This window comes from Marinobacter sp. 1-3A (assembly GCF_016597775.1).
In the GTDB taxonomy this organism is placed as follows: Bacteria; Pseudomonadota; Gammaproteobacteria; order Pseudomonadales; family Oleiphilaceae; genus Marinobacter; species Marinobacter xiaoshiensis.
The window spans coordinates 1-1317 of sequence record NZ_VCGZ01000037.1; the positions used below are offsets into that span (position 1 = coordinate 1).

2 protein-coding genes are annotated in these 1317 nt (G+C 49.7%); both read right to left on the minus strand.

Annotation, left to right across the window (positions count from 1 at the left end):
• Nucleotides 1-196 precede the first annotated feature (196 nt).
• Complete coding sequence (locus tag FE848_RS18545) at nucleotides 197-622, minus strand: FxLYD domain-containing protein (protein WP_200205393.1); 426 nt, start codon at nucleotides 620-622, stop codon at nucleotides 197-199.
• Between the two features lie 87 nt (nucleotides 623-709).
• On the minus strand, nucleotides 710-1180 hold the full coding sequence (locus tag FE848_RS18550; protein ID WP_027852169.1) for a hypothetical protein: 471 nt from the start codon (nucleotides 1178-1180) through the stop codon (nucleotides 710-712).
• Nucleotides 1181-1317 lie beyond the last annotated feature (137 nt).

Genomic DNA, 1317 nt, shown 5'->3' on the forward strand with positions numbered 1-1317 from the left:
CGACCATGGTGTCCTGGTCATAGTTGTAGTGCTTGAAGCGAGGCATGCCGACGGCTCCTTGTCTGTTTGCTCAATGCTACCAAAATCAGTCGGATTTGGGGTTTTTCTACAGCCTCAACGCTGAGGTAACCGGCGCCGGAGCGCCAGCGTAGGGAACCAAAAGCGGTACGCTTTTGGTGTCCGGTTGACCGCCTGGTTATGTTCCTGCGGCCCTGAATCCATGGCTTGCGACAACCTCGTATCTGATGTTGCCAGGTAACCCAGTACCACTGACACCGAAACATTGGATTCGAAACTGCCGAGTGCTGTTTGCCTCCACTCCCTTTATGCCCGCATCACAATCGTTCATCTTTGCATCATCAGCAAATATCGCCACCTCAACGTATATCGATTGCCAGTCGTGTTCAGTCGCGTTTTTTATCACACCCTCGACCAAAAACTTATCACCAGGCCTTCTTTGATGCTCCTCGATAGTGACTCCTTCAGGCAGGTTGACGTGGATCTTTTCATCCTGCCAGCCACCGTTGACCGAATCCAAAGCAATGCTCGCAATACTGATACCAAACATGAATGCAATCCCGGTAGCTAGAGATACACCCATACTTTTAAACAACTGTTTCATAGACTCCCTTCTTGAACATAACGCCGCCATAAACGGCGCGAGCTTGCGAGCGTCCGGCGACCGCAGGGAGCGAATTTAATGGCCTTGTTAGCTGCCATATGCCAGAGCAAACTGGAATGACCTTAAACAAGGATAAGTTTCTGGAATAACGTCACGCATTGGGTGGCGCTGCTTCATTTCTGCCGCAATTTCAGCGATAAAATTGGGTACTGTTGTTACCTCAATGTCTGCTCCCCAGATTTCTTTTGGCTGGGACTTTGACGTGCCGATAATTGCGCGTTTCTGGATGCTGGCCGGAGTAGCCCCGACTATTTCAGTGTATTGCTCTGGGGAAAAGACAAACTTCTTTGATATGTACCGCTCTTCACGTTTTTCCCAAGTAAGAGCATCCCACGATGTCTCCAAGTGAACCAGTTTTCCTGTGGCAGGCAGAAAAGCCAAAACATCAATTTCATTGTTGTAGCCACCATTGTGCCTACGATTGGCTTTAATGTTGGTACGAACAAAATACCCTTGTATTGCGTACCACTCTGCTGCCAATGATTCCAGAAAGTTCACGATTTCTCCTTGCAGATAACGCTCGGCTTTGCGGCGCGCCGGAGCGCAGCGTAGGCGTGTCCGACAACAGCCGTTGGTTATGCTTTACCGGCCGAAGTTCACCGTCAAAATTAGCGCTTTGCCTATCTCCGCGATAG

What these genes read in the sequence shown, in the direction of transcription:
- FE848_RS18545 (WP_200205393.1), bottom strand. Translation starts at nt 622, where the DNA reads ATGAAACAGTTGTTTAAAAGTATGGGTGTATCTCTAGCTACCGGGATT.